Source organism: Dyadobacter sp. OTU695, assembly GCF_038440355.1.
GTDB lineage: Bacteria > Bacteroidota > Bacteroidia > Cytophagales > Spirosomataceae > Dyadobacter.
Window position 1 is genome coordinate 126784 of sequence record NZ_JASATN010000008.1, and the last position, 24574, is coordinate 151357.

Annotated in this window: 22 protein-coding genes and 1 tRNA gene; 11 read left to right on the forward strand and 12 right to left on the reverse strand. The window is 49.4% G+C overall.

The window, feature by feature from the left end:
• The first annotated feature begins 88 nt into the window (after positions 1 to 88).
• Complete coding sequence (locus AAHB90_RS16575) at positions 89 to 544, forward strand: SRPBCC family protein (RefSeq protein ID WP_342086325.1); 456 nt, start codon at positions 89 to 91, stop codon at positions 542 to 544.
• Here the strand turns inward: AAHB90_RS16575 and AAHB90_RS16580 are convergent.
• The 5 genes from AAHB90_RS16580 to AAHB90_RS16600 all read right to left on the reverse strand — a co-directional run bounded on the left by AAHB90_RS16580 (position 541) and on the right by AAHB90_RS16600 (position 6826).
• Entirely contained in the window at positions 541 to 1746 is a 1206-nt protein-coding gene (locus AAHB90_RS16580) for a porin (RefSeq protein ID WP_342086326.1), read from the reverse strand. The two genes, AAHB90_RS16575 and AAHB90_RS16580, sit on opposite strands and share 4 nt — an antisense overlap.
• Positions 1747 to 1893: 147 nt before the next feature.
• Positions 1894 to 2547 (reverse strand): SRPBCC domain-containing protein, encoded by a 654-nt coding sequence (locus tag AAHB90_RS16585; protein ID WP_342086327.1) that lies wholly within the window; start codon positions 2545 to 2547, stop codon positions 1894 to 1896.
• A gap of 531 nt (positions 2548 to 3078) precedes the next feature.
• Positions 3079 to 3732: an NAD(P)-dependent oxidoreductase gene (locus tag AAHB90_RS16590; protein ID WP_342086328.1), complete on the reverse strand. Its 654-nt coding sequence runs from the start codon at positions 3730 to 3732 to the stop codon at positions 3079 to 3081.
• A 68-nt stretch (positions 3733 to 3800) separates the two neighbouring features.
• Positions 3801 to 4211 carry an Rrf2 family transcriptional regulator gene (locus AAHB90_RS16595; RefSeq protein WP_342086329.1) on the reverse strand — a complete coding sequence of 137 codons (411 nt, stop codon included), beginning with the start codon at positions 4209 to 4211 and terminating at the stop codon, positions 3801 to 3803.
• Positions 4212 to 4618: 407 nt separating this feature from the next.
• On the reverse strand, positions 4619 to 6826 hold the full coding sequence (locus AAHB90_RS16600) for a T9SS type B sorting domain-containing protein (RefSeq protein ID WP_342086330.1): 2208 nt from the start codon (positions 6824 to 6826) through the stop codon (positions 4619 to 4621).
• Between the two features lie 64 nt (positions 6827 to 6890).
• On the opposite strand from AAHB90_RS16600, the gene rlmD reads away from it, so the two are divergent.
• Positions 6891 to 8291: a 23S rRNA (uracil(1939)-C(5))-methyltransferase RlmD gene (rlmD, locus tag AAHB90_RS16605; RefSeq protein WP_342086331.1), complete on the forward strand. Its 1401-nt coding sequence runs from the start codon at positions 6891 to 6893 to the stop codon at positions 8289 to 8291.
• 83 nt (positions 8292 to 8374) lie between these two features.
• Here rlmD and dnaB read toward each other — a convergent pair whose 3' ends face one another.
• Positions 8375 to 9994: a replicative DNA helicase gene (gene dnaB / locus AAHB90_RS16610; protein WP_342086332.1), complete on the reverse strand. Its 1620-nt coding sequence runs from the start codon at positions 9992 to 9994 to the stop codon at positions 8375 to 8377.
• Positions 9995 to 10241: 247 nt separating this feature from the next.
• On the opposite strand from dnaB, the gene AAHB90_RS16615 reads away from it, so the two are divergent.
• From AAHB90_RS16615 to AAHB90_RS16625, 3 genes are read left to right on the forward strand one after another with little or no spacing between them, the layout of a single operon-like run.
• On the forward strand, positions 10242 to 11189 hold the full coding sequence (locus AAHB90_RS16615; RefSeq protein WP_342086333.1) for a PhoH family protein: 948 nt from the start codon (positions 10242 to 10244) through the stop codon (positions 11187 to 11189).
• Positions 11170 to 12447 (forward strand): T9SS type A sorting domain-containing protein, encoded by a 1278-nt coding sequence (locus AAHB90_RS16620; RefSeq protein ID WP_342086334.1) that lies wholly within the window; start codon positions 11170 to 11172, stop codon positions 12445 to 12447. The genes AAHB90_RS16615 and AAHB90_RS16620 overlap by 20 nt, the downstream gene beginning before the upstream one ends.
• A 6-nt stretch (positions 12448 to 12453) precedes the next feature.
• Positions 12454 to 14250, forward strand: coding sequence for a ComEC/Rec2 family competence protein (locus AAHB90_RS16625; RefSeq protein ID WP_342086335.1), 1797 nt, complete (start codon positions 12454 to 12456; stop codon positions 14248 to 14250).
• A 39-nt stretch (positions 14251 to 14289) separates the two neighbouring features.
• On the opposite strand, the gene AAHB90_RS16630 is transcribed toward AAHB90_RS16625, so the two are convergent.
• Positions 14290 to 15375 carry a DUF922 domain-containing protein gene (locus AAHB90_RS16630; protein WP_342086336.1) on the reverse strand — a complete coding sequence of 362 codons (1086 nt, stop codon included), beginning with the start codon at positions 15373 to 15375 and terminating at the stop codon, positions 14290 to 14292.
• 72 nt (positions 15376 to 15447) lie between these two features.
• On the opposite strand from AAHB90_RS16630, the gene AAHB90_RS16635 reads away from it, so the two are divergent.
• On the forward strand, positions 15448 to 15930 hold the full coding sequence (locus tag AAHB90_RS16635) for a deoxycytidylate deaminase (protein WP_342086337.1): 483 nt from the start codon (positions 15448 to 15450) through the stop codon (positions 15928 to 15930).
• A gap of 78 nt (positions 15931 to 16008) precedes the next feature.
• Here AAHB90_RS16635 and AAHB90_RS16640 read toward each other — a convergent pair whose 3' ends face one another.
• Entirely contained in the window at positions 16009 to 16524 is a 516-nt protein-coding gene (locus tag AAHB90_RS16640) for an FKBP-type peptidyl-prolyl cis-trans isomerase (protein ID WP_342086338.1), read from the reverse strand.
• 97 nt (positions 16525 to 16621) lie between these two features.
• Here AAHB90_RS16640 and AAHB90_RS16645 point away from each other — a divergent pair, with 97 nt between their 5' ends.
• The 3 genes from AAHB90_RS16645 to AAHB90_RS16655 all read left to right on the forward strand — a co-directional run bounded on the left by AAHB90_RS16645 (position 16622) and on the right by AAHB90_RS16655 (position 19316).
• Entirely contained in the window at positions 16622 to 17224 is a 603-nt protein-coding gene (locus tag AAHB90_RS16645; RefSeq protein WP_342086339.1) for an acyl carrier protein phosphodiesterase, read from the forward strand.
• A gap of 60 nt (positions 17225 to 17284) precedes the next feature.
• A complete protein-coding gene (gene holA / locus AAHB90_RS16650) occupies positions 17285 to 18304 on the forward strand; it encodes a DNA polymerase III subunit delta (protein WP_342086340.1) in 1020 nt (339 codons plus the stop codon).
• Positions 18305 to 18407: 103 nt separating this feature from the next.
• Positions 18408 to 19316: a DNA-3-methyladenine glycosylase family protein gene (locus AAHB90_RS16655; protein ID WP_342086341.1), complete on the forward strand. Its 909-nt coding sequence runs from the start codon at positions 18408 to 18410 to the stop codon at positions 19314 to 19316.
• Here AAHB90_RS16655 and AAHB90_RS16660 read toward each other — a convergent pair.
• The 4 genes from AAHB90_RS16660 to AAHB90_RS16675 form a co-directional block, all read right to left on the reverse strand.
• Positions 19308 to 19565 (reverse strand): Ada metal-binding domain-containing protein, encoded by a 258-nt coding sequence (locus AAHB90_RS16660; protein WP_342086342.1) that lies wholly within the window; start codon positions 19563 to 19565, stop codon positions 19308 to 19310. The two genes, AAHB90_RS16655 and AAHB90_RS16660, sit on opposite strands and share 9 nt — an antisense overlap.
• A gap of 38 nt (positions 19566 to 19603) precedes the next feature.
• Positions 19604 to 20305 carry a 2OG-Fe(II) oxygenase gene (locus tag AAHB90_RS16665; protein ID WP_342086343.1) on the reverse strand — a complete coding sequence of 234 codons (702 nt, stop codon included), beginning with the start codon at positions 20303 to 20305 and terminating at the stop codon, positions 19604 to 19606.
• Between the two features lie 188 nt (positions 20306 to 20493).
• Positions 20494 to 22272, reverse strand: a complete 1779-nt coding sequence (locus tag AAHB90_RS16670) for an ABC transporter ATP-binding protein (protein ID WP_342086344.1) — start codon at positions 22270 to 22272, stop codon at positions 20494 to 20496.
• A 128-nt stretch (positions 22273 to 22400) separates the two neighbouring features.
• A tRNA-Met gene (locus tag AAHB90_RS16675) sits at positions 22401 to 22474 on the reverse strand.
• Positions 22475 to 22673: 199 nt separating this feature from the next.
• Between AAHB90_RS16675 and AAHB90_RS16680 the strand changes: the two genes are divergently transcribed.
• Both AAHB90_RS16680 and AAHB90_RS16685 read left to right on the forward strand, forming a co-directional pair.
• Positions 22674 to 23066 (forward strand): START-like domain-containing protein, encoded by a 393-nt coding sequence (locus AAHB90_RS16680; protein WP_188929886.1) that lies wholly within the window; start codon positions 22674 to 22676, stop codon positions 23064 to 23066.
• A complete protein-coding gene (locus AAHB90_RS16685) occupies positions 23066 to 24562 on the forward strand; it encodes an LptF/LptG family permease (protein ID WP_342086345.1) in 1497 nt (498 codons plus the stop codon). The genes AAHB90_RS16680 and AAHB90_RS16685 overlap by 1 nt, the downstream gene beginning before the upstream one ends.
• Positions 24563 to 24574 lie beyond the last annotated feature (12 nt).

Here is a 24574-nt window from a genome sequence, read left to right on the forward strand (position 1 = left end):
GCCAGGGCTGCGCGGGCCGGAATGCCTCAGGCCCGGATTTTTGATCGCAGACCGCATATTTAACGTATATTAGGTCAAATGAGTTGACATGCGCGAGCTATATTTCAAACAATGGATGCCGATCAGCCTCGATGAAGCCTGGGCATTCTTTTCCGACCCATCCAATTTGAAAGAAATCACACCGGCACATATGGGTTTTGTAGTGACATCGTCGTACCACGGCGATAAGATGTACCCCGGACAAATCATCCGTTACATCGTCAGACCGCTATTCGGGATACCACTGAGATGGTGTACCGAAATTACACATGTGGCCGACAGGCAATATTTTGTAGATGAACAGCGCTTTGGACCGTACGCATTCTGGCACCACCAGCACCGGTTTACCGAGCAAAACGGCGGCGTACTGATGGAGGACATTCTGCATTATAAGGTACCCTTTGGTATTCTGGGAAGTCTTGTGGACCGGCTGATCGTGAACCGGGAGGTAAATACGATTTTTGCGTACCGCCGGAAAATCCTGGCTGAACGTTTCGGGACTTAGAAGTTGTACTGAACACGGGCAGTGAAAACATCGTCCGAAATGTCGCTTTCATAACCAGCCAGCGCGGACTTTTCATTGCGTACGAATTCATAGTAAAACACGAATTTCAGCGACTCGTTGGCCATATACACGTAGCCCATGCCCAGCGTGTTGTAACGAAGATCGGCTTTGCCGAAACCATTGTCCGCCGAGATTTGCTTACCGGAAACCTTCTTGTTGGGGTCATACCAATCGTATTTCATTACGAACTGGTGATCGAGGCTGCCCAGGTGTTGCAGGAAATAGAAGTATGCGCCATCGAAGTTGCGGGTGTACAGCGGATCCTTGATGCCGTTAGTAACCGGGTAAGTACCGGGTGTTTCGCTGGTACCGAAAGTTGCGGTTTGCCGGCCTTTGATATATTCGGCACGAAACTCCGTCTCACCCTTACGATTTGGAAACGATAGCTGGAAATCTGCCCCCGCGTAATTGCGTGGCCTTGTTTTGTGCAGGTTTGAGGCCGAAGAGTCGCGTACGGCTTGATATTCACCGCCACGACGCTCAGTTTTGTAAAGGACATTGTCCTGGCTCACGATACCACCCGCGTAACCCGACATGGCCGCAGATAGGGTAGCGTTACCCAACGCCCGGATTTTCGTGGGTTTCAGGCTGAGGCGGCTGATCACATCTTTGTGGCTGTCATAATCCATCGGTCCCGACATCCCCTGGCCGTTGAACACCCCGACGTCAAATTTCAGTTTCTGGTGCCATTCCTGGGTTTTACGGCTGGAAACCGTCAGCATTACACCAATGTCGCGTTCGGTTTTCATCAGAATCTGCGACATGCGCCCGCGTTCGGGTGTTTCGCGGTTGGCAGAGGAAAGGTTAACCTCATGCCCGAAAGGGCGCGCGAACATCCCGGTGGTCAGCGCGAAAATCTTGAACTTGTTCTCGTAGAATCTGCCCCAAAAATCGCGGATGGCGACTCCACGCTCGGTACCGTCGAACTGGAATACGAAATAGGACGTCGGGTCATCGTTTTTGTTGAGGTGCGCGTAGTCTACACGCAGGCGCCCGCGCCGGAGCATGAAGCGGTTGTTGGCCAGGCCGGAGAAATTCCCGCCGGCGTAGGTCTCAGCGCCCTCTTTGGAGATCACCTGGAACTGTGGCTGAATATAGCCGCTGATTCTCACCCGGTTATATCGCTCATAAATAGAGAGCATACCTTTTCCCATCTGATTTGTGGTATCCACAAGGTCCATAAGGAACCGCTGGGCAAAAAGGTTAGAATGGCTTAAAAGTATAAAAAGTAATAATAGGCCGGCAACACGGAACTTCATTTTTATATAATTGGTGGCTGTAAAATCGGGCTACAAAGAACCTGATTTTCCCTTAATTATTTCAGCCAGATCCGATAGTTTTTCTTCCCAGTGCTTTTTCATTGCCTCACGGTCGGCGGACCTGGGGAGCTTTTCATGATGAAAACTGATTACGCTTTTGCCGGCGTGTTTGCTTTTGCTGCCCGTCACGCGTACCTGAAGGGTCGAGTCGTGACGCCAGTTGTCCGGCTTCCATGCCAACCGGAAATGTGAGCCCGGTTCGAGCACGGTAATGGTCCCGCTGATGCCTTCTTTTGTTTTAAATGATTTGGCTGGACCAATGCTGCCATCTTCGAGATCGCCAAGCCAGGCGGACAAGCCTTGCTCGGATGCCATTAGTTCCCAGGCTTTGTTTCCGGGGATTGGAAAGGTTCTCGAAACGCCGATCTCGTAGCCGGACGAAAGCTCCCCTGGTAGTTTCTGCCCGGTTGCCTCGCGGTATCCCAGCGCGATTTTCTGGCGGTACCAGATGCTCTCGACATGTTCGGAGAGCAATGTAACGATCTGCCGGTGGGTTTTTCCGGCGGAGTTCATACTGTCCAGCCATTCAATCCATTCGTCCCAGTCGCGGCCGGTTTTTTCTTTTACTGCTTTTGAAGACAGCTTGACAAGCTGGTTTGCTGATGTGGTATCACTTCTGGCCATGATTTTGAAAGGTTTTATGACCGTAAAATTAGTCAAAAATCGGTGCCGAATCCGGCGCTCCGGGCCAGGCGCGCTGTGCAGTTGGAAAAATGAGTGGGAGTAGAAGCAATGACTTTAACCGGCTGGAATGAATTATCTGTCGGTTTAACGATCTGTTAATCAGCGTCATTTCCTTCATTACATTTTATACTTACAATACTTTTAATATTTTAACAATGTATTTAAAGTATCAAATGAATAATATATTTCTATACTGAAAAAGTATAGAAAGTATCTAACGTGAGGTACTTTTTGTTTGATTTAATAAGTACTGAAAGTGGTGGTCAGTAACTGCTTTTGAGATATATAATAATTATAAAAAGGTTAATACATTTCATAATAAGTAAAATGTATTAACCTTTTTATAAAAATTGTTCTTCTTGAAATATTAAAAGAATTGAACTTTCAAGACATAAGATATGGATAGTTAGGAAAGTTCTTTCTTTATATTAAATACAAACCATATGTTGTGACCATATGATATGTACTATCCTAATAAGCTGCTGTAAATCTCTTCTTGATGAAGTTTCCCTGCTCGATTTCATCGACGATAGCGACGGCCGTATCTCCGACAGATAATCTGCTGTGGTGATGCTCATCGAACACCGGCGTGTCTAGGGCGGTACGGTATTTACCTGTACGCTCGCCTGGATGTGCAGGGGACATTTCGATCGCAGGACTTAGAAAAGTCCAATCCAATTCCGTTTCAGTTTTCAGGATATTGAGGTAGTCGCGGGCTGCTGTGGCGCCGGGTTTGTAGGCCTCAGGGAAGTTGGGAGTATCGACCAGTTGCACGCCCGGTTGGATTTCCAGACTACCTGCGCCGCCGACAGTCAGGAAGCGTTTCACACCAGCCTGCTTTACACCAGCCTGGATAGCCTTTGCACCAGCGATGAAATCGTTGTAGATATTTGGGTTGGTCCAGCCCGCGTTGAAGGTGCTGATCACCGCGTCATGTCCGGCTACGGCCGCAGCAACCGCATTGGAATCTGTAACATCCGCGGCTTTGGCAGTTACGAGTTCGCTGCTCGCCTCGATTTTATCGGTACTACGAGCAATAGCAGTGACCTGGTGGCCACGTGAAACGAGCTCTTTTAAAACATGGGCGCCTACAAATCCGGTAGCGCCGATCAATGCAATTTTCATGAGTATTTGATTTAAAGATGGATATTCTTTTCTGAAATAATAAATGTTACAGTTTTAGACAAAAAAGATTAGTCAAATTTGCGACAGAATTCCGCCAGCGACATCTTGCCCAGGCTTGCCAACAATGTTTGTTCCGCGTCGTCGTACAGGCTGTCGAGGTGGTCGTTGATCTTCCGGCCTACGGGACAGTCGGGGTTGGGGGAGTTGATGCCCTTTCCAAGCAGGTCTTTTTGTTTCACTGCTTGATACACTTCCGACATGAATATTTTATCCGCCGGCTTTGCCAGACGGCTCCCGCCGGATTTCCCTTCCTTACTCAGCACCAGGCCACGTTCACGAAGGTTGCTGAGCTCTTTTCGTACCAGTACCGGGTTAATGTTAATACTACCCGCCAGATACTCGGACGGCGTCCATTCTTCCTCCGAGAAGGTCAGCAACGTAAGAATATGCACCGAAATAGCAAAGCGACCGCTGTTCATACTGTAACTTTTATTATTACAGTACAAAGGTGGGGAACGTTTGGGAGAAATGCAAGCGTTTTTTTGATTTTGAGAGGAGAGAGGGGAAAGGAGGAATGGGAGGAATGGGAGGAATGGGGAATTTCCATCTTCCCTTATCTCGGGAATCTAGTACCCGGTCGATTTGGCTGTTATCAGATCAGGATTTAGTATAGAAAGTATGCAGAGATTGGTACATATTATATTTTTTAAAAGAATTAAAAGTATTAACTATAATATGATACTTTAAGTATTTATAATATGTATTAAAAGTAAAATACATATAGTTTAAACTATATTTATTAAATGTTACATTAATATAATTCATTTAATACAAATATACCGGAACATTAATATTAAATGCTGCGGTATATTCCATTGATTAATAGCTATTTAAGAACGGTAAGTCCACCTTTGTAGGAGCGCTTGGTATACTGTACGAGGAAGTAGTAGTAGCCTCCGGAGATCTTGTCGGGGCACCAATCGTTGGGTCTTACTTTGGAATAATACACTTGTTTACCCCATCGGTTGAAAACGGTGATGTCTTTGAAATAGTCGTCACAGTTGTCGGCCGGAAGCCCTTCGAACACCAGGCAGTCGTTTTTACCGTCCCCGTTCGGAGTGATGACGTTCGGAAATTCGGGGAAAGGCGCTGAACCATTGTCTTTGATTGTAACCCTCACCGTGGTGGTGTCCGTAGCGGCCGCGCAGCTTTTGTCCTGGGTTACAAAATCGACCATAAAGGTCTGTTCCGGCTGGCCGTTGAGCACGGCGCATTCGGGATTCCAGGCGTATGGAGAGGTGACGTTTTTTACGCCCGTTTTAGCTTCGAAAATCATTCCCGCGTCCTTCATATCAAATCCGCGGCCTGCGGCTGTGAGAACGATCATATTCGTATCGGGATCACTTGCCAGCACATCAAAGGTAATGCCCGACGAGCTGCCGATCTGATAGGTGATTTCCTGCACGGGGAGAGACGTCTTTACGGAGGGAGGACGGTTCGGAGACTCGTCGACGATAAAATATACCGGTTTCGAGACGGGCATCGGGTTGCCCTCGCAGCGCATATCCTCCACTTTGAAATCCACGGCAAGCGTATCGCCCTTTTTGGCATTGCATGGAGGTACCCACGTGAATTTCTGCTGCACGTTGGCCTGCCCGCTAACGGGTTTGAAATCCATCCCCAGGTCGTTCATGTTGAAATCCTGGCCACGACCCGATAGCGCAAGATTGTCCTTGTCAGGGTCTTTGCCGTAGACATCGAAGGTCACGGGTACACCTGCGCTCACGTGTACGTAGTCGCCCGGGAGCGAGGTCGATACGGTTGGGGCATTGTTGCCGCTGTTTTCACGGCGTATATAGATGTTGAGCGTGTCGGTGAGGGGGAAAGGGCAGCTGCCGTCTTGCGCAATCAGCTGGATCTTTATCGGGCGGTTATCGTAGGTTACAAAGCATTCTTCGAGGCAGACCTGGAATTTGAGGGTGTCGTTCGGTACCCTGGTGGTGAATTGCGCCGGAAGTACGGTGAAATAGTTTTTCGAATTGTTCACGGCCTTGCCATCGACAGCCACAATCTGATTAACGGTCGGGTCAGTTACCATCACTTCGAAGCAGTTCGGATCGCCTTTTTTGACCGTTATAATTTCATTTTCGGTATAATAGGTATTCTTCCCCTTTGGCTTGAACAATAGCTTGGGAGGGTCCATTTTGGGGCAGTCGACCACTTTGAGCTGAAAATCACGCGTAAGCGACCCGATTTTCACGCCCTTTCGATATTCGTCCACCTGCACGGCGAACACATACAGCCCCACCGAGCCGGCCGTGACGGAAAGCATGCCGGTCGATTTGTTGACCTTCAACGGATCGGGGCCGGGGATCATATTGCTGACGGAAATACCGTCGATCCACGTCAGGCGGGGATAGGCGGACGACCCGCGGGCCGGTGCGCTCGGGTTAGCCTTGTCGGCATAGCCCTGCATAGGTGTTATCAGCGAATACACGAGACTGTCGCCGTCGGCATCGGTACCTCCAAAATCGAACAGAAACGGTGAATTGACGCAGGCATAATCGCCCTTGATCTCGGGAAAAACCGGCGAAGAGTTCTTGAAATTGGCATTGTTTTTAAAAAGCGGGGGAAATTCAAGGTAAAAAAGGCTACCCGCATCACCCGGCGCCTGAATGTTGGTGATTGTCCCGTTTCGGCAGCACCTGTCCCACACCATATAGTAGCCCTCAGCGTCGGCAAAATCCGTTGGAAGGAGGCGCACTGCGGAGCCGTAAGTGATCTGCCAGGTCTGCAGTGTTGAGATTCCACAGAGCGGGTTTGCGTAGTTGACCGATTTTCGTTCTATTTTTGGGGCTTCAAGGGAGCCTATGAGTACATTGTCGCGCTTTCTGAATACATAAATCGTGACAAACGGATCTTCTGCGCCAGGATTGCCATTGAGGGCATCGAAGTACATCGTAAGACCCATGTTATAGTTGTAGTAACTGTCCTGGTTTTGCGTGATGAAGAGCTGCCCGCCGACAATATGCGTCGCATTCGCTTCGCAAATGGCAAACAGCATCAGAACAAATAAGATGAACCGTTTTTTCATGGAATAATGCGGCAGTAGAATTGATCCGATAGGATATTGGGATTAGTAATTAAAACAAGAAATAATGTCTAAGAGTAACAAGTACGAGTACGTTGAAATTACCGATTTTGCGGCAGAAGGCAAATGTATATTTAAATCGGAAGACGGCGTAATCTTTGTAGAAGGTAATGTGGCTCCCGGTGACATTGTCGATCTTCAGGTCGTCCGTACCAAGAAGAAATTGAAGGAGGCAGTAGTTACCAAAATCCACTCGCAATCGGCTTTACGTACAGAACCCTATTGCGAGCATTTCACCGTTTGTGGCGGCTGCAAGTGGCAGCACATTGGCTACGAGCATCAGCTTCGGTTCAAAAGGCAGCAGGTCGTGGATCATTTTGAAAGGATAGGAAAGATCAGGAATGTTGAGATAAACGAAATCATCGCAGCCCCTAAGACCGAATATTACCGCAATAAGTTGGAATTTACTTTTTCAAACTGGCGCTGGCTGACCAGGGAGCAGCTCGATTCGGGACAGCCTTTCACAAAAACCGCATTAGGCTTCCACGTGCCGAAGCGGTTCGATAAAATATTCACGGTAGACCATTGCCACCTCCAACCGGATCCGTCGAATGCGATCCGCAACGCATTGCACCGTTTTTCGGAGGAAAAAGGATACCCTTACTATGACGTACGTTTCAATGTAGGGGTCATGCGTAACGTGATCATCCGTACGGCCAATTCTGGCGACGTGATGGTGATCGTGCAATTCGGGGCGCAAAACGACGAGATTATTGCGGAAGTGATGGAATTTCTGCACCGAAATCACCCGGAGATCACTTCGCTAAACTATATCGTGAACTTGAAGGGAAACGATTCGTACCAGGACCAGGAAGTGATCCATTACGCCGGCGAAAAGGTCATCCGCGAAACGATGGAAGATCTTACCTTCCTCGTTGGGCCAAAATCATTTTATCAGACCAATTCCGAGCAAGCCTACAAACTGTTCAGCGTAGCACGCGACTATGCCCAGCTTACGGGCATAGAATCGGTTTACGACCTATATACCGGCACGGGCACCATTGCCAATTTCGTGGCACGAAGCGCGAAGAAGGTGGTAGGCGTGGAGTATGTGGAAGCAGCCGTCCAGGACGCCCGCATTAACTCGCAGCTGAACGGCATTACCAACACCTCGTTCTTCGCGGGCGACATGCGTGCGATCATGAACGAAAGCTTCCTGCACACGCACGGGCGCCCGGACGTGATCATTACCGACCCTCCGCGCGCCGGAATGGACGTCCCCGTAATCGAAACGATTTTGAAAGCCGCACCCGACCGCGTCGTGTACGTAAGCTGCAATACAGCCACGCAGGCGCGCGACCTGGCATTAATGTCGGAAGATTACGAAGTAACGCGCGTACAGCCTGTAGACATGTTCCCGAACACGCACCATGTGGAGAATGTGGCGTTGTTGGTGAAAAGGCGATAGGCAATAGGCTGTAAGCTATAAGCTGGTGTAAATCAAGCCAGCCTATTGCTTACAGCTTACAGCATACGGCTCATAGCTCCAACTTAAAACGGCGGTTCGGAATCGGGGCCTTTGTAGTCGAAATTGCTTAGGTCGTTGGCGCGGCTGCGGAGCGTTCCGCCCATTGGTGGTGCCGTTGGTTTGGCCTGACTTTCGAACGAAGAAATCGGGTTGGAAGTCTGGATCGGGCGGTCGATCGAGAATGGGGCCGGGGTAAAGCCGGAATCGAGATCGGCGAATTTGGTGTATTTACCAATAAAACGAAGTTGAATGGTATCCAGCGAACCTGCACGGTTTTTAGCCAGAATTACTTCACCCACACCGGCCACCGAATTACCTGCCTCGTCTTCCGTAATGCCGTAGTATTCAGGTCGATACAGGAATATTACCATATCGGCATCCTGCTCAATTGACCCGGATTCCCTCAAATCGGAGAGCTGCGGACGTTTTTCACCGCCACGCGTTTCCACGGCACGGCTCAGCTGAGAAAGGGCGATTACCGGCACGTCAAGTTCCTTCGCAAGGTTCTTCAACGACCGCGAGATCATCGCAATTTCCTGTTCACGGTTACCTGGGCTTTTACCGCCTGTGTCTCCGGTCATCAGCTGCAAGTAGTCGATTACGATCATCTGAATATCGTGCTGCGCTTTCAGACGGCGGCATTTGGCACGCAGTTCGAGCACCGAAAGGGCAGGGGTGTCGTCGATGTAGATCGGGGCATTGGTGAGCCGGTGAATGCGGTGGTGCAGCTGCTCCCATTCATGCGGTGCCAGGCTTCCTTTACGGATTTTCTCACTATCAATCTCAGCCTCGGCGGAAATCAAACGATTAACCAGCTGTACCGAGGACATCTCCAGAGAGAATATGGCCACCGGAATATTGAAATCTACCGCCGCATTTCGCAGGGAGGAAACGACAAACGCCGTTTTCCCCATACCGGGACGGGCCGCGAGGATCATCAATTCCGTTTTCTGCCAGCCGGAAGTCAGCCTGTCGAGCGCGCTGAAACCGGATGGCACGCCGGTAAGACCGTCCTTGTTATTCTTTTTCTGGTCGAGTTCGGCCAGCGCCTGGCGCATGAGTGCGCCCATGTCGGCGTAGTTTTTCTTGATATTGGATTCGGAAATGGCGAAAAGCGACTGTTCCGTTTTGTCGAGAAGCCGGAATACATCGGTTGTATCTTCATAAGCTTCCCGCTGGATCTCCGAGGATACTTTGATCAGCTCCCGTTTGATGTAGGCCTGCGAGATAATGCGGGCGTGGTATTCGATGTTGGCAGCGGAGTTGACCTTGCTGGTCAGCTCCATAATGTACGATGCCCCGCCGACCAGTTCAAGTTCTCCCGTGCTGCGCAGCTTGGCGGTGACGGTGAGCATGTCGATCGGTTCCGAGTCGGCGAACAGGGTTACGATCGCGCTGTAAATGCGGATGTGCGACTCCTTGTAAAAACTATCCGGACGGAGGATATCCGCCACCGCCGTGAGGGCATCCTTTTCGATCATCAGGGCGCCCAAAACCGCCTCTTCCAGGTCGATGGCCTGTGGGGGTAATTTGCTGAAATTCTGATCGTTGGATGGCGTTCTCGGAGCGAATGCCCGCTTGGTACCGTTGCCGGTTTTGGAGCCGCTCCTGGGGTAGTTGTTTGGTGCCTTTTCGTTTTCCATGTTAAGACAAAGTTAATCATTGAAGGCCTTCGAGGAAAGCGGCGGCAGGGAGTTTAACGCAATAATTTTTTTTCTGCCACACTACTTTTTTGTGCCTGTCTGATAATGAAAGACTTGGTCGGGAAAGACTTATTTTTTGATTTGGGATTTGGCAAATTAAATGTTTTTTCGACGATTATGTTTTACAAATGTTGGTTATTATTACTAAATTTTACAACGAATAGACAAACATTAAACACTGATTCATTTGCTGGAAAAAATCATCACACTCGAAGACGTATCCATGGTCGATTTTCTCGGGATCCACAACTCGAATATCAAGGAAGTCGCCGCAGCTTTCCCCGAAAGTAAAATTATTTCACGCGGAAACGAGATCCGCATCCAGGGGACTGCCCCCGAAATTATCCGAATCACTGATGTAATCGACTCGCTTCTGGCTCATTATCAGAAGTATGGCAAAATAACGAACGACAACGTCAAGGGTTACCTGAACGGCATCACAAAAATGCCTGTGGCCACAGGGGAGGACGACGATGACGTGATCCTCTATGGAAATAAGGGCCTTGTTGTGAAAGCCAAAACAACGAACCAAAAGCTCCTCGTGGAGCAGGCCGGCAAATACGACCTCGTGTTCGCGATCGGTCCGGCCGGTACGGGAAAGACCTACACGGCCGTGGCCATTGCCGTGAGGGCATTGAAAAACAAGGAAGTACGGAAAATCATCATCACACGTCCCGCCGTAGAGGCAGGCGAGAACCTGGGCTTTCTGCCGGGTGACCTTAAAGAAAAGATCGATCCTTACCTGCGCCCTATTTACGATGCGCTGGACGATATGATCGCGCCGGAAAAACTGAAATTGTACCTGGAAAGCCGGGTAATTGAAATAGCGCCGCTTGCATATATGCGGGGGCGAACGCTGAACAACGCATTCATCCTGCTCGACGAGGCGCAAAATACGACGCCGATGCAAATGAAGATGTTCCTGACCCGGATGGGCCCGAGCTCCAAAGCGATCATTACCGGCGATAAATCGCAGATCGACCTTCCCAAAAACCTGAAATCAGGTCTGATCGACTCGCTGACGGTTTTGAAGGGCATTAAGGGTATCAGTTTCGTGGAACTGGATGGTTCGGACGTTGTAAGGCACCGTTTGGTGAAGGACATTCTTGCTGCCTATGAAAAATCGGAGAAGTAGCCTGCTGCTGGCCGGCCTATTGCTGGTTTCTGTGCTCGGAAGGGCGCAGGATTCACTCGTGACACGCTGTGCCAGCACAGAACGCGACTCTGTGCGGCTTTTGAAAAATCCATCCCTCCGAAATCTTCGAATGCGATCGGAGCAGGCCATCCAGGACTACGTGCGTAGCAGCGCGGCTGCGCGTACGAGCGCAAGCGAGGTCATTACGATCCCGGTGGTGGTGCATGTGGTCCATAACCGGGCCGATCAGGTGATCGGCGGCGCAGGCAACGGTAACATTTCCGATACGCAGATTCAGAGCCAGATCGATGTGCTGAATGAGGATTACGGCAATACCTCCGGCTACAAGGGGTTCTATACCGACTCACTGGGCGTCGATACGGGTATCCGCTTCAAGCTCGTTTCAGTGGTCCGAACCTATAACACGACTTCGCAGTTCAGCCCGATTACCGATGCCGACGAGCTGGCAGCCATTTCGCCTGCCTGGTTTACTAACCGTTACCTGAATATCTGGGTAACGCGGCTGAACGACCGGTATCTCGGGACTTCGCAATTTCCCGTGGTAACCGAGCTCAACGATCGCACCGCGGGTCTTGCCACCTCGGAAAATGGGGAAACTGATGCATTGACCGACGGCGTAATCATCGACTTCCGCTATTTCGGCCGAAACTCCGATGCAATTACGAGCCGGATCTATAATCTTGGCCGCACCACAACACATGAGGTGGGTCATTGGCTCGGACTGATACACATATGGGGCGACACCACCTGCGGCACTGATTATTGCGACGACACGCCGACGGCCAACACCAAGAACGAAACGACCGACGTCTCGTGCTCGCCGGTGTATTCGCAATGTCGCGGGACCGTGGTGACGCGCAATATGATTGAAAACTACATGGATTACTCACCCGACGTTTGCATGAGTATTTTTACGAACGATCAGAAGGAACGTATGCATGCCGTACTGGCACTGAGCCCGAGGCGTGCGAAAATGGTGGAGTATTCTAAGTTTTCCACGACCGATCTTTTAGTCGAAATCTATCCCAATCCGGTTCGTGAGACTTTGACAGCCAATGTCTTTACGCCCGACTTCGAAAATTATACTGTATCTGTTTTTAATCAGAAAGGACAAAAGGTGACGGAGGATACCGTCAATCGTAGCTATCTCAACGTTAAAAATTTTCCGAGCGGTTTGTACTATTACAAAGTGACGACCGCTAATAAGACGATCACAAAACGTTTTGTCGTACGATAAACACACATGCTACCACGCGCTCCTTTTGTAAGCGTAGTATTATTTCTTGCAACCGGCATATTGGCGGGCGACGCATTGCGTACGATCGGCGATACGCCGGTTGCTTTTTTGGCGGCTGCCTTGGTTTTAGTGACTTTGGGATGTGTTTTGCTATACCGGTTCAGCCGTCAAACAGGATTTGCGATCACATGTGCGGTTTGGCTATTTCTGCTCGGGGCCGGTGTTAAATGGTGGGTTGAAGCAAAAAAGGACGATCAGCTTGCGTCGCTTCAAGCATTGGAATACCGGTCGTACACCGCGGAGGTGACGACGATTCCCGAAAAACGGAATAACTCCATTCGTTTTGAGGTTCTTACCAAACAATTTCTTGCCGGAAACCAATGGGTTAGCCATGCTGTGCGGGCGTTGATTTACCTGCCGGATAGCCTTTCTGCCATTACCAAACCGGGTGACCGGCTTGTTATCAGCGGCCGTTTGGAACAGCCCGCTCCGCCGCAAAACCCAGAGCAATTTGATTATCGACGCTACTTGCGCAACAAGGGCATTCTCTTCACCGCCTTTGTAAATGAGCATTCCTATCGGTTAATTTCCACCAAATCGGAGACGACTCCAGCCTATTGGCCTGAAACCGTTTCCCAATGGGCGGAGGATCGTTTCGATAAGCATATCGACGGATCGACAGCCGGTGATAGCGCGGCATTTGGGCTCGTGAAGGCGATGTTGCTGGGCCGTCGTGACGACTTGCGCGACCAGCAGGTAGGCGATTATGTGATTTCAGGTGCCGTGCATATTCTGTCCGTTTCCGGTATGCACGTAGCGATTATCTTTCTGGTTATCAGTGCGGCTTTCGGTTGGTTGAAGCGTTGGCAGGTTGGAAAATGGGTTTACTTTTTCCTGATAACTGCATTGCTGGGCTTTTACGCATTGGTTACCGGTTTACCGCCTTCGGTGCAACGTGCAGCATTAATGTGCCTGGTGTTGGTAGCGGCAGACGTGGCTGGAAGAAAGCATTACCCGATGAACACGCTGGCATTTTCTGCGCTTATCATCCTCCTGCTCGATCCCTGTGCGCTATACGATGTCGGTTTTCAGCTGTCGTACCTTGCTATGGCGGGAATTTTCCTGCTTTACGAGCCGATTTTCGAGGCTTTAAAGCCCTCGAACCGTTTGCTGAGATTTGTGTGGCAGGTGAGTGCGCTCGCCCTTGCAGCCCAGATCGCTACATTTCCGTTGAGCCTTTTCTACTTTCATCAATTCCCCACTTATTTCTGGCTGGTAAATCCGCTCGTGGTCGTATTTACCAATATCCTGCTGCCTGCCGCATTGGCACTGCTGCTGATGAGTCTCTCGGGGATTCCGTGGCTGGTCTCGGCGGTCGCACAGATTGTGACATTTTCGGCACGGCTCACGGATTGGTCGGCGTCGATCCCGCGTTCGCTTCCAGGCCATTTATTGGAAAACCTGCATTTGAATGTACTGGAAGTGATCTTGCTGTATTGCATGATTTTCCTCATTTGGTACACATTATATCTCCGCTCGGTGAATTGTCTGAAATTGACTATGGTAACGGCAGTTTTATTCGCAACTATTTCAATAACAGGAAGCTTGAATGCGTATTTAAATGCCGGTCCGGTTTGCTTTCGCATTCCTAAACATCGGGTAGTAGGCTTTAAATCGGGCGAAGTACTCTACGTTGTGAGCAATAAAGCATTTGCAGCGGATTCGCGCGCATTTGATTTTAATGTAAAAAACTACGCGATAAGCGCCGAAATTCAAGATATTATTCGCATTACCGCTCCGTAGGCGGTGTGCGGTAATTCATTTTGGTTCTGGTAAAAGAAGTCACTGCACTGAATAGAGCGCTTCGATCTGTTGTGCGATCTTTTTGTCCCAGGCCGCCTGGGCGCCTGGATTCAGGCCATGGCCGGTTTCCCCGTCGTATTGTTCCTGGTCGCGGTTCATTTCACGGAAGGCTTCGAGAAACTGATATTGAATTTCACTATCGTAGTCTTCGAATGTTAATTCAGCCTTTCTGAGCCGTTCCTTGAACTTCTCGACTACCAGCCTCGTAATGTCGAAATGGATCTGCTCATGGCGCAGGGTGCCTGCATTACGCGACTCCGGCCGGCCCCACGACATGCTTTTCACCATAAATGTTTTTAAACCGATTTCGATCACCAGATCGTCGTCTTTCGAATAGGAGCGGCCCTCGTACCCGAAGCTGGTAAATACGGCCGCGGCATACCTGCTGCCCGGCTTCGCGCTCCTGCCTTTAAAATCGTCCCAGATCAGTGGCCGTTTCGGCGAGTAGAAGACTGTGTCCTCCGAAGCGGTGTTGTTAATTTCCTTGAATGTCAGCATCAGATTGCGGGCCAGCGCTGGTGTTTTGCCTGCATTGGACGTCATCCACTTTTGAAAGTGGCTCAGCGCCTGATCCACAAGCTGTTTGATTAACTTTTCATGGGTGAACGTAGTTTCCGGGCGGGTATAGTTAGCAGCCGTTTGATAGCCAGTAAGCTCCACCGGCTGCATGTCGCGGTACCATCGAAACCGTACGCTGAGCCTGACTTCACCTGTAACCTTATTCGGCCCGATACGTTTTTCGCTGACAGACAGTTCCTTAATCGTGATGTAAAGCGGCAAATGGCCCTGCTCTTTCTTTGGGGCGAGATAAGACCAATAACCAAACAGCTCACTTTCGGCTTTTCCCGGGAGTACGGCTGGTATTTCCTTCCCCAGGGCGATTACCTTGCCCAGCGCCGCTCCCGGCTGCGAGCGTTGGTCTTCGACGTTTTGAATGAAGAATTTGTAGGACTTGAAAAGGCCTGCGGGATCTCTGGTAAGTGTAACAACCGACCGATCCTGCTGCGCGAAAAGCGGGTTAAGGAACGTTGTCAGGAAGAAAACAAGCGAAATGCTTTTGGTCATACTTTTCAAACTGTGTTGAATCCAGCCGTCATTTCCCTAAGTTTGTACCCTGAATTTTGGATTGAACTGAGAATGACAATACCTACAACGAATTTGCGGCCGGAATTTGATGACATTTATATGGACCTGGCAAAAAATCTTGCCAAGCGTTCGCATTGTATTAAAGCACAGGTGGGTGCGGTGCTAACGAAGGACACGCGGATTATTTCAATCGGCTATAATGGCCCCCCTGCGGGCACGCACAACTGTGACGAAGAATTTCCGGGAGTAGGTTGTCCGCGCGATGCGAAAGGAAGCTGTTCACTGGCATTGCACGCCGAGCAAAATGCAATTCTGTTCGCCGTAAAAAATGGTTCGAATATCGAAGGATCAACGCTTTTCGTCACGCTGGCGCCCTGCATTGCCTGCGCGAGGGTGATCTATACGATGAAGATCAAAAAAGTAATTTTCCTGCATTCCTACGCCGCATATAAGGGCATCGCTATCGAAGAGGGCGTGGAGTTTCTGAGGCGTTTCGGCGTGGAGGTGGAGCAGTATAAGCCAATGATTGAATGATTGAATGATTGAATAGGCGACAACGCAAGATATTCAATCATTCAATCATTCGATCATCGCCCGGCGACCCGGTCAAAATTAATGATGATGCACTCCTCCCGTCCCGTGCACATGCCCGTGATCGAGCTCCTCGCGTGTGGCTGCGCGTACGCTTAGTACTTTGCCTGAAAAATGCATTTGCTTGCCTGCGAGCGGGTGATTGAAATTCATGATCACGACGTCGTCATGGATTTCGACGATCTGACCGTGTAGTCTTTCGCCTTCTTCGTTGGTCATCGGGATAATGTTGCCTACCTGAAGCAGTTCTTCCTGATCCACCTCGCTATTCTGGAAAACCGATTTGGGAAGGTCTACTACTGCTTCTTCATCATATTCTCCGTAGCCTTCCTCAGGAGCGACGGTAAAATCAAAACTGTCGCCGGCCGAGAGACCTTCTATCTGGCTTTCGAAGCCTTCCGGTAGTCCGCTGATGCCATGGATGAAGTACATCGGGTCATTTTCGGAAACTACTTCCACCACATCGGTTTCGCCTTCCGAGTCCGGAATGCTGAGGCTATATGTTAACGCTACGACGTTATTTTTTTCGATTTTCATTTGCTAGTTTGATTAAAATAATGGTTGTTGTAAAAGAATTGTTCCCGGAAAGACTACCGGAACAAACGTACGGCAATTTTGTCAAAATGTCATTTGGATGAACTTTTTAGCGCATATTTTGCTGTCTGGCGAGAACGAGGGGGTGATGATGGGCAATTATGTCGGTGACTTCATTAAAGGGCGTTTGAGCGACGAAAAGACTGCCAACTGGAACCCCGATTATGTGCTCGGGCTGAAACTGCACCGTTTTATCGATTCGTTTACCGATAAGCACCCCGAAGTGCTCGAAGCCAAAGATGTGGCGGCGGTCACGCAGGGAAAGCTGGCAGGGATCGTCATGGACATCTATTTCGATTATTTCCTCGCCAAAAATTTCGAGCATTACCACCACGAGCCGCTTTTTGTGTACGCGCACCGCATGTATTCGGTGATCGACAGAAATGCGCACCTGGTGCCCGAGACGATGGTACCGATGGTAAGGGCGATGATCCGGCAGGACTGGCTCAACACCTATGAGACGCTCGAAGGGATCAATACGACGTTTCACCGCCTGTCGCGCAGGGCGGAGTTTTTGGCGCCTATCTCGGATGCAGTCAGCGACTTGCAGGCCAACGAGGAGTTTTATTATACCAAATTCCTTTCCTTTTTTCCGGAATTGCGCCGGCAGGCGGGGCAATTTATCGTCGAAAACGCGGCATAAATCGTTGCGGAGCGGTAAATTTGATGTCCGGGCCGTACTCAGGTCCCAATTTGCGAACTCATGGCACAAACACCCGATATTATCCTTAAAGAGCTCAAAAGCAAGAAGTTCCGGCCGCTGTATTTCCTGCACGGCGACGAACCCTATTACATCGATTCCATTGCGGAAGAGCTTGAAAACAAAGTCGTTCCGGAATCGGAGCGGGGTTTTAACCAGTTTGTGCTCTACGGGAAAGATACCGACGTAGCCGGTGTGCTGAGCTATGCGCGCAGGTTCCCTTTCATGGCTGAGCGGCAGCTGGTATTGGTAAAAGAAGCACACCGGTTGAATGGCATCGAGCAGAAAGAACAACAGCAGCGACTGGAAGATTATGCATTGAACCCCGTGCCGAGCACGGTGCTGGTGTTTTGTTACCATGCCAATGCAGACGAGCGGAAGTCTTACCTGAAAGCTTGTAATGCAAATGGGGTGGTGGTGCAATCCAAAAAGATGTACGACAACAAGCTGCCTGACTGGGTAGCTTCGTTTTGCCAGCACGAAGGCGTGAAAATAAGCCCGAAAGCGGTGCAAATGCTGGTCGACAATATTGGTAACGACCTGAAACGGCTGTCGAACGAAATCCGCAAGATTATGGTGAACCTGCGAGTGGACGAAGGTATTGATGCGGGCGCGGTCGAAAAGTTTGTGGGAATCAGCAAAGAGTATAATGTTTTTGAATTTCAAAAGGCATTAATGCACCGTGATGTGCTGAAAGCGAATCAGATAGCTGCTTTTTTTGCTTCCAATTCCAAAGACAATCCACTGGCTCCGGTGCTGATCATCCTGTTCGGGTTTTTCTCGAAACTGCTCCTTACCCACGCGGCACGCGACAAATCGGAAAAGGGATTGGCCGTGGAGCTGGGCGTTAACCCGTATTTTGTGAAGGACTATCTGCTGGCTGCCCGTAATTATCCCATGGCAAAAGTCGTAAACATTGTCCATTACCTGCGCGAATGTGACGGGCGGTTGAAAGGGCTCGACGGTACGAGTATCCCCGAGGGCGAGCTGCTGAGGGAACTGGTTTTCAAGATCGTACATTAATTGAATGAGTGACCGGGGCGCCGGTGCGATGATTGAATGATTGAACTACTAAATACTGTCTATTCAGTCATTCACTCATTCAGTCATTCAAAATTAATTTCCGATGCATCAACAAACTATTCTACTTGCCACGCCGCCGTTTTTCAGCTTCCAGGAATGTCTTTGGTTTTTGAACCGTAATTACGATGATTGCCTGCATGTAGTGGGCGAAAATTCGGTTTTGAAAGCGATTGCAACACCTTTTGGCGATGTGCTTTTTCGGGTAAGCGAGCAAGGCGGTTCCCTGAGGATAGACTTGCTGGAAGGCGCTGCTAGTCCTGAATGTCGCGACTTTCTCACAGCCTATATCAATGAATGGTTCGATATAGACCGCGATCTTGCGCCGTTTTATACGCAATTGAAACGCGATAGTCGGCTCGCATATATGGTGGAAGACTTCGCCGGCTTGCGGCTGATGGGCATCCCGGACATGTTCGAGGCGCTTTGCTGGTCGGTGATCGGCCAGCAGATTAACCTCACATTTGCCTATAAGATGAAACGGCGGATGGTAGAGCGCTTCGGGCGACATATTGAATGGGATAATCGCGTTTTCCATATTTTCCCTGAACCGGAGGTCCTTGCGGCGGCAGAGATCGGTGAGCTGCGGGCTATGCAGTTTTCGGAAAAAAAGGCGGAATACGTTATAGGTGTCGCCCGTGCATTTGTGGAAGGTACACTAAGCAGAGAGAAAATTGAGGCATTGCCGGACTTTGAAGCGAGGCAGAAGGCATTGACAGCACATAAGGGAGTCGGCGTTTGGACGGCCAATTATGTGCTTATGAAGTCATTTCGCGCGCCGGAAGGTATCCCGCATGGCGACGTCGGTTTGCTTAATGCGCTCGCAGGGCATGGCATCATCGCCGAGCGCAGCGAAAAGGATAAAATCGAAGCCTTTTTTCGCGATTATGCGGGTTGGGAAACTTACGTGACCTTCTATTTGTGGAGAAGCCTAGCTGTAAAGCCATTAGCCTGATTTCCATTTCAGATATTGCTCGCGCATGCAATGCCCGCACGGGCGGTACCCGTGTATAAGCGCATCGTGCTCGTCTGCGAAAAATACCCGGTTGGTGCGCTTCATTCGCTTCCCCGAACCGCAGGATAACAGCCCATAGATTTTCAGGTTCCGGTTGCCGGCCAGTGTTATCTGCCTGCTGTCGATCATTTCTTTCAACCTGCGGCTTGCCGGGAACCCCTCAGGTCCTAGTTCGCTGTGTTTCAGCATAGGTAATATTGCTTCTGCGTGTGATAATATGTTGCATTTCAGCTTATCGCGTCGTGGAATATGATGCCTAGGGTATATCGCTCCCCGTCATGCACTTCGCTGACGCCGTGTTTCATATTGACCCGGTAATAGCCCTTAGTACCTTTCACGGGCCTGAAATTGGTGGTGAAAAGTAATGCATCGCCCTTTTTGGGCCTTAAAACAATGGCCTTCGATTGCGCACGGGGTATCTGCTCGGTTACCACGAACTCGCCTCCGGTGTAGTCTTCGCCAGGCTCGCTGAGAAACAGCACCATTTGAATCGGGAAGAACAGCGCTCCGTAAAGGTCCTGATGCAGTGTGTTGTGGCCCCCCTTACCATATTTGAGGATAAGTACGGTAGGGTTTGTTTGCCCCTGATTTTGGCAAATAGCCTGAAAATCTTCAAACTGAGAAGGGTAGGGCTGTTCCTTTGTTAAAACCTGCATCCATTGATTGGCTACCGGGGCCAGCTTGGGATAAATGCGCTCACGCAGCCGCTGGATAATTGGTGGCAATGGATAAGAGAAGTATTTATACTCGCCTAATCCGAAACGGTACCGTTCCATTACGATGGTTTTGCGGTAATGCTTTGGATTGCCATATTCTGCGATCAGATCGTCGCATTCTTTTGTATTCAGGACCTGGTTAAGCTGCGTATAGCCGCGCTTGTGGAGATTTTCTTGGATGGAGGTCCAGTCAAGGTCTTCAATATTGATCATTTGGGTATTTTGATTTGTTAAAACCAAAATTACCCGCTCAAAACGCGGATCGAAACCCGATTCTTGCGTAGTTATGCTCAATGGCGGGAAGGTCAGCCTTCGTGACTTGCTATTCGCAGGCCTCCGGCCGGTCAGTACTGAGAATTGCGGTAAAAACCGGCCGGAGGCCTGCGAATAGCTGGTGCAAATCAGGAGATTTGCACCAGTTCGTCTTTACGTTCACCAATTTGCTGGCGCCACATCGCGTAGTAGAGGCCTTTTTCATCGAGCAACGCCTGGTGATTGCCGGTTTCGACGATCCGGCCCTTTTCGAGCACATAAATGCGGTCGGCGTACATGATAGTGGATAGCCGGTGCGCGATCATGACGGTAATGTGCTGGCGCTGGTCGGTGATGTCGCGAATCGTATTCGAAATTTCTTCCTCGGTGAGCGAATCGAGTGCGGAAGTGGCTTCGTCGAAAATGATCAGGTGCGGGTTACGCAGGAGCGCGCGGGCGATCGAGAGACGCTGGCGTTCGCCGCCTGATAATTTCAATCCACCTTCGCCGATCACCGTGTCGATACCATTCTCGGCGCGAGCCAGCAGGTTATAGCAGGCGGCTTTCATCAACACGCTGTTGATCATTTCGTCGGTCGCCTCTGGATTTACAAACAGCAGGTTTTCCTTGATCGTACCTGAAAAAAGCTGCGTATCCTGCGTTACAAATCCAATTTTATGCCTGATTTCGTCAAAATCGATTTCCTTTCCACTCACGCCGTTATAAAATACCGCGCCTTCGATTGGCTGATAAAGACCGACGAGCAGCTTTACGAGCGTCGTCTTGCCTGAACCCGAAGGGCCTACGAATGCTATGGTCTCCCCACGCTTCACCGCGAACGAAATATCTTCCAGAGCCGGGCGTTTGGCGGTTTGATGCTGAAATTTCACATGATCGAACTGTAACTCCCTGACGTCGGTAATGGTCTCCGGATTAGCAGGTTTGTGTTCCACAGGGCGGGCAAGCAGCGTCTGTAAGTTATTCAGGGACGCTTCGGCTTCGCGATAGGACAGGATCACATTGCCCAATTCCTGCAACGGCCCGAATATGAAGAAGGAATAGAATTGCATCATCATCATTTGCCCCACGGTAATCTTGTCGCGGAACACGAAAAAGAGCAATGCGAACATCACGCATTGTTGTAGAAAATTGACGAACGTTCCCTGAATGAAACTTACCGAACGGATGCTTTTGACCTTTTTCAGTTCCAGTTTGAGGATTTTATAAGTGGTGGTGTTCAGGCGGCCAATTTCCTGCTGCGTCAATCCAAGGCTTTTCACCAGTTCGATATTGCGGAGCGACTCCGTCGTAGAACCTGCCAGCGCAGTCGTTTCCTTCACAATATTCTTCTGGATGATTTTGATTTTTCTGCTTAGGACACTTGTCAGAATTGCCAGTATCACCGCTCCCACGAGGTAAATCAGCGGCAACCAGGGGCTGAGCCTGAATGCCACGACGACCACGAAAACGATACCGACTGAGGTGAAAAACAGCACGTTAACGAAGTTCAGAATGAACTTTTCACAATCTGCACGGACTTTCAAAAGCACTGAAAGCGTCTCGCCCGAGCGTTGGTCTTCGAAATCCTGGAATGGGAGCCGCAATGCGTGCCGCAGGCCGTCGGTATAGAGGGCAGCGCCGAATTTCTGGATTACGACATTCACCAGGTAATCCTGGAAAGCTTTCGCAATGCGCGAAACCATTGCCACGCCGATGATCATCAGCAAGCCCATCAGGATACCCTTCATGAATTCGTTATCGAGGCCTTTCGCGCGGAATTCCGCAGCCTTGTTAGCGTACGGGTCGATTAGGAAGTTACCAAGGATGTAGGGGTTGAGCAGGGAGAAAATCTGGTTGATAGCGGCCATAACCAGGGCCAGGAATATAAGCGCCTTGTACCTGCTCAGGTATTGGATTAATAATTTCATACAGTTGTGAGGTGATTCGGTGGTGTTACCAATTACTGTAAACCCAAACGCGCTGAATTTAATTCTCGAAGAATGCGCAAAATGTGCGGAAATAAAAAAGACATCCGGGAGGGATGTCTTCAACAATGTAGCGGGGAGCAGGATCGAACTGCCGACCTTAGGGTTATGAATCCTACGCTCTAACCATCTGAGCTACCCCGCCGTCGTAATTGTGGTGCAAAAGTATGTTAAAGAATATTACGATGCAACCCATTTGCCCATTTTTAGCGCAAATTTCGCATATTTTTAAAACAACAAATTTAAATTTACACGCTTTTATTGTCGATTTATATTATATTACAACTTTTAAATCAGCACATAAGGCAAGGCTAACGAGGCCCGCTCCTTTAATTTCAGCACATATGGAAAAATATAAATTTGTTACCGAATTTGAATTGCGTTCCTCACCAAAAGTTCTCTTTCCATATATTTCCACGCCCTCGGGACTGCAACAGTGGTTCGCCGAGAAGGTAACTGTGCTGCCGGATCACCGTTTCGATTTTCAATGGGACGGCGACAGCCATATTGCTCGACAGACCGGTTTGCGGATCAATAAGGCGGTGCGTTTCGACTTTGAGGACACGAGTGACGACAACCTTGATAATAACCATCTGGAACTAAAATTAGAAGTTAGCGAGTTAACCCAGACAACCTTTTTACGTGTGATTGATTACTCGTCGAATCGTGACAAAGACGAGCTGCATTCGTTGTGGGAGGGATTTATTGATAATTTAAGAGAAATAGTAGGTAGTTGATGAAAAAGCTGGACAAGCTTATTTTAACGTCCTTTTGGGGACCTTTTGTGATTACAATGTCGGTCGTGGTGTTCGTTTTTCTGATGCGGATCATGATCTTTTACATAGATGACTTCGTGTCGAAGGACCTGAATGTCATGGACTATGCACAACTATTCTTCTTTTTCAGCCTCATTACCGTGCCCACTGCATTGCCGCTCGCAATGCTGCTTTCCTCCCTGATGGCCTTCGGTAACCTTGGCGAATTCTTTGAGCTTACGGCCATTAAAAGTGCAGGTATTTCTGTTGTTCGTGCGATGGCGCCGATGTTTGTCGTGGCCGTCGGAATCAGTATTTTCTCCTTTTATTTTAACGACCGCGTTTCTCCCTGGGCTAACCTGAAAGGATATAGCCTGCTGTATGATATTAAAACGACCAAGGCCACTTTAAAGATCAAAGAAGGTATTTTTTACAATGATTTGCCGGGATATAGTATCAAAGTCGACAAAAAGCTGGAAAACGGCAAAATGACCGGCATGGTGATTTACAAACACAACAGCCGTTCGTATGAGTTAGGGAATACCGAAATAATCCTGGCAGATTCGGGCAGGATGTTTTCCATTAATGAGAACCGTTACCTGGTGATCGAGCTATACAACGGTACTCGCTACACGGACGAGCAGGGTTCGGCAAGCTCCCGGCCGGTCTATATTTCTACCCCTGCCGGTTCACAGACCCCTTATACCAATTTTAACCGACAGTCGTTCAGGCACTACCGCCTTACGGAGAGCCTCGCGTCGTTCGGTATGAAGCGCACTGATGAGGGGCAGTTCAAATACCATGAGTTCATGAAAAACATCAACGATCTGACGGCGACGGCGGATTCGTTGCGTACTGCTTACCAGGAGACCAAGAAAAACCTCGTTTCGGGTAGCCAGCAATACTATTCCTATAATTACCGGGAAGGCACCGATAAAACCCTCAAAAGCGGCAAATGGATCGATTCGGTGCTGGCCAAACCGGTGTCCGATAGCTTGAAAAAGGATATTCTGATGAATACCAAGGCGGCTTCGAACAGTATGCTGAGCTATATCAAGTCGCAGCAAGACTATCTGCAGATGAAATTGAAGGACGCAAGTAAGTATGAGCTGGAGCGGCACCACAAATTTACCCAGGCGCTTTCCTGCCTGATCATGTTCCTGATCGGTGCGCCGTTAGGGGCCATTATCAAGAAAGGCGGCTTCGGGGTGCCCGTGCTTGTTTCGATCCTTTTCTTTATCCTGTTGTATGTATTGACGAACCAGGGGGATAAATGGGTGAAGGAGGGGTTGGTAGCAGTTCCAATAGGTGCCTGGATGGCGAATACCATTCTTTTTGTCACCGGTCTGTATTTCATCGATCGTGCGCGAAGCGATTCACGGCTGTTCGATAAGGACGTTTACCAGATGTTCTACAAAAGAATTAAGTCGAAATGGGCAAGTAGATTTGGGAAAAGGGAGCTTATCACTCATAATTAATTTAAATTATTT